General features: G+C 73.6%; 5 protein-coding genes. 4 read left to right on the top strand and 1 reads right to left on the bottom strand.

Annotated elements, in window-relative coordinates; translation table 11 throughout:
* From DQW06_RS01680 to DQW06_RS01670, 3 genes are all read left to right on the top strand, one after another.
* The coding region (locus DQW06_RS01680) for a chorismate-binding protein (RefSeq protein WP_198662358.1) at positions 1 to 553 on the top strand (553 nt) is incomplete at its 5' end.
* A gap of 64 nt (positions 554 to 617) precedes the next feature.
* Positions 618 to 1,235 (top strand): DUF4291 domain-containing protein, encoded by a 618-nt coding sequence (locus DQW06_RS01675; protein ID WP_071622102.1) that lies wholly within the window; start codon positions 618 to 620, stop codon positions 1,233 to 1,235.
* Between the two features lie 56 nt (positions 1,236 to 1,291).
* Positions 1,292 to 1,684, top strand: coding sequence for a DUF4440 domain-containing protein (locus DQW06_RS01670; protein ID WP_117197835.1), 393 nt, complete (start codon positions 1,292 to 1,294; stop codon positions 1,682 to 1,684).
* Between the two features lie 76 nt (positions 1,685 to 1,760).
* Here the strand turns inward: DQW06_RS01670 and DQW06_RS01665 are convergent, their stop codons facing one another.
* On the bottom strand, positions 1,761 to 2,342 hold the full coding sequence (locus DQW06_RS01665; RefSeq protein WP_117197834.1) for a TetR/AcrR family transcriptional regulator: 582 nt from the start codon (positions 2,340 to 2,342) through the stop codon (positions 1,761 to 1,763).
* 94 nt (positions 2,343 to 2,436) lie between these two features.
* On the opposite strand from DQW06_RS01665, the gene DQW06_RS01660 reads away from it, so the two are divergent.
* Complete coding sequence (locus tag DQW06_RS01660) at positions 2,437 to 3,300, top strand: NAD(P)-dependent oxidoreductase (protein WP_117197833.1); 864 nt, start codon at positions 2,437 to 2,439, stop codon at positions 3,298 to 3,300.
* Positions 3,301 to 3,343: the final 43 nt, after the last annotated feature.

Raw genomic sequence — 3,343 nt, 5'->3', positions numbered from 1 at the left:
CGAGAGCCGCCCCATCAAGGGCACCGCGCCGCGCCACGCCGACCCGGCCGCCGACGCGCGCGCGGCCCGGGAGCTGCGCACCGGCGCCAAGACCCGCGCCGAGAACCTCATGATCGTCGACCTGCTCCGCAACGACCTGGGGCGGGTGTGCGAGGTCGGCAGCGTCGAGGTGCCCGCGTTCATGTACACCGAGTCCTACGCCACCGTGCACCAGCTGGTCTCCACCGTGCGGGGCGTGCTGCGCCCGCGGGTGTCGGCCGTGGAGGCGGTCCGCGCCTGCTTCCCCGGCGGGTCGATGACGGGCGCGCCCAAGGAGCGCACCATGCGCATCCTCGACCGCCTGGAGACCTCCGCGCGCGGGGTCTACTCCGGCGCGCTGGGCTACGTGTCCTCCTCCGGCGCGGCCGACCTCAGCATCGTCATCCGCACCGCCGTGCTCAGCGGCGGCGAGCTGACCATCGGCGCGGGCGGAGCGGTCGTGCTGGACTCCGATCCCGAGGAGGAGTACGAGGAGATGCTGCTCAAGGCCGACGTGCCCGCCCGCGCCCGCTGACCGGTCCCCGGCGTGGGCGGAAAACCGCTTGCCTCGCCCGGTTCCCGGACACCACGCTGGGCCCATGGACGTCCCCAGGCACCAGATCCGCGCGCTCCACACCGACAGCACGGTCACCGTCTACCAGGCCTACGCCCCCTCGCTCGGGCTGGCCGCCGCGCGCGAGGGACGCTTCCCCTCCGCCTGGAAGCGCGACCGCATGACCTGGATCAAGCCTTCGTTCCTGTGGATGATGTACAGGTGCGGATGGGGGCTGAAGAGGGACCAGGAGACCGTGCTGGCGGTGGAGATCACCCGAGCGGGCTTCGCGTGGGCGCTGCGCAACGCGTGCCTGTCGCACCACGCGCCCGCCGTCCACCCCGACCGGGAGACCTGGCGCGCGCGGCTGCGCGAGGCGCCGGCCCGTGTGCAGTGGGACCCCGAGCGCGACCTGTACCTGACCCCGCTGGAACACCGCTCCCTGCAACTGGGGCTGGCGGGCGAGGCCGCGCGGCGCTACGCGGACGAGTGGATCGTCTCGATCACCGACGTCACCCCGCTCGCGCACCGGGTGCACACCCTGGTCCAGGAGGGGGGCACCGCCGCGGCGGCCCGGCTGCTGCCCGCCGAGCGCCCCTACCCTGTCGCGCAGGGGGAGCTGGACCACCTGCGCCCCGCCCGTGAACACGACGCCGCGGTGTGACCGCGCACCGCCCGGTCGGTGTCGCCGTGGTCGGACAGCTCGGACGGGGGTCGGTTGTGTACGGAGCCGCAGACGGGGCGGGCGAGGCGGTCCAGCGGGTGATCGAGGGGGAGCTGCGGCTGCTGGAACCCCACGTGCGCGCCTCGCGCAGGCTCGCCGGGGAGCTGCTGGACCCCGAGTTCACCGAGGTGGGCAGATCGGGCAGGCGCTGGGACCGGGAGACGATGCTGGCCGAGCTCCCCTCCATGGACGGCCCGGACACGACGGGGCCGCAACGGCGCCGGGTGCGGGTCGGCGACATGGTGGGGCGGCTGCTCGCCCCGGACCTGGTGCACCTGACCTACGCCACCGAGGCCGACGGGGCGCGGGCCCTGCGCAGCTCCCTGTGGCGCCGCAACGCGGACGGCGCGTGGCGGCTGTACTACCACCAGGGCACGCCCGCGCCCTGAAACGCCGAGCCCGCACCGCCATGCGCGCGGCGCGGGACACGCGCCCGGCCGCGTCGGCGGTCGGGGACCGCCGCCCTCAGCGGTAGGAGTCGACCAGCCGGGCCAGGTGCCTTCCGGCGATCTCCAGCGGCGCCTCGCTCCGGGAGACCTGCGCGGACATCTCGGCCCCCTCCAGGGCGGCGACCACCGTGTGCGCGAGCTCGTGGGCGTCCTCCTCCCCGAACCCGGAGCGCAGCAGCTTGTCGCGGACCAGGCTGCGCCAGTTCTCGAAGGCCCGCGCGGCGGCCTCCTGGATGTCGGGGTCGAGTCCGGCGCTCTCCAGGGCCACGGTGGTGATGGGGCAGCCGTCGAGCCAGCCGGAGGCGCGCAGCCCCGCGGCCAGGTCCCGGGTGCAGGCGACGATCGCCTCGGCCGGGTCGTCCACGCGCGCGAACACCTCGCGCAGGGCCAGGGCGAACTCCTCGTCCCCGTGGCGGACGGCCTCGACCGCCAGCTCCCGCTTGCCCCCGGGGAAGAAGTGGTAGACCGAGCCCAAAGTCGCCTCGGCCTCACGGGAGATCTCCTTGAGTCCGGTGGCTCCGTAGCCCTGCCTCTGCATCAGGCGGGAGGTCGCCCGGACGATCCGCTCCCTCGTACCGATCTCGTGCTGGGTCCTCATGCGCCCAGCCTAGTGAATAGAACGTCCGTTCTAGGACTGTGCTACTGTCCCCAAGACTGAGTAGAACGTTCGTTTTAGAAATGTGGAGGGCATGATGAGCACCGGATCGGTGACCGTGATCGGCCTGGGCCCCATGGGCCGGGCCATGGCCGACGCCTACCTGGACAGCGGCTACGCGGTGACGGTGTGGAACCGCACCGCCCACCGGGCCGACCCGCTGGTGGCCAGGGGCGCCGTGCGGGCGGAGAGCGCGGAGGCGGCGCTGAGGGCGAACCGGCTCGTGGAGCTGAGCCTGACCGACTACGCAGCGATGTACGACGTCCTCGGCACCGCCGACCCGTCGGCGCTGGCCGGGCGCACCCTGGTCAACCTCAGCTCCGACACCCCCGACCGCGTCCGCGAGGCGGCGCGCTGGACCGCCGGGCGCGGAGCCGTACAGGTCACCGGCGGGGTCCAGGTCCCGCCGCCCGCCATCGGCGGCACGGACGCCATGACCTACTACAGCGGCCCGAAGGAGGCCGTCGAGACCCACCGGTCCGCCCTGGAGGTGCTGACGGGCATCGAGTACCTGGGGGATGACCCCGGTCTGGCCGCGCTGTTCTACCAACTGGGCATGGACATGTTCTGGACGGGCCTGGTCGGTTACGTGCACGCCCAGGCCACGGCCTCGGCCAACGGCGTCTCGGCGCGGGAGTTCCTTCCCATCGCCCTGAAGACCATGGACTTCCGGTACTTCCTGGAGTTCTACGCGCCGCGCGTCGACGCGGGCGAGCACGGGGGCGACGTGGACCGCCTGACCATGGCCGCGGCCAGCATGGAGCACGTGCTGCACACGGTGGAGGCCTCCGGCGTGGACGGCTCCCTGCCCGCCGCCGTGTTGGACGTGATGCGCAGAGGGGTCGCGGCCGGGCGCGGCGGGGACAGCCTGACGAGCCTGACCGAGGTGCTGAGGGGCTGACACCCCGGGCCCGGAGCGCGCCTCCCGGAGGCGATCGGCTCCG

The organism is Nocardiopsis sp. TNDT3 (assembly GCF_003427465.1).
GTDB classification, from domain to species: domain Bacteria; phylum Actinomycetota; class Actinomycetes; order Streptosporangiales; family Streptosporangiaceae; genus Nocardiopsis; species Nocardiopsis dassonvillei.
This window is presented reverse-complemented; position numbering and strand designations above follow the sequence as displayed.